General features: G+C 99.6%; 1 protein-coding gene. It reads left to right on the forward strand.

The genetic code is table 11. The annotated features are described in order from the left end of the window. A partial coding sequence (locus JW499_RS23310; RefSeq protein ID WP_045631777.1) for a hypothetical protein occupies positions 1-255 on the forward strand: 255 nt, incomplete at both ends.

The raw sequence follows: 255 nt of genomic DNA on the forward strand, positions 1-255 counted from the left end.
GGGGGGGGGGGGGGGGGGGGGGGGGGGGGGGGGGGGGGGGGGGGGGGGGGGGGGGGGGGGGGGGGGGGGGGGGGGGGGGGGGGGGGGGGGGGGGGGGGGGGGGGGGGGGGGGGGGGGGGGGGGGGGGTGGGGGGGGGGGGGGGGGGGGGGGGGGGGGGGGGGGGGGGGGGGGGGGGGGGGGGGGGGGGGGGGGGGGGGGGGGGGGGGGGGGGGGGGGGGGGGGGGGGGGGGGGGGGGGGGGGGGGGGGGGGGGGG

The sequence above is a fragment of the Amphritea pacifica genome (assembly GCF_016924145.1).
Classification (GTDB): domain Bacteria; phylum Pseudomonadota; class Gammaproteobacteria; order Pseudomonadales; family Balneatricaceae; genus Amphritea; species Amphritea pacifica.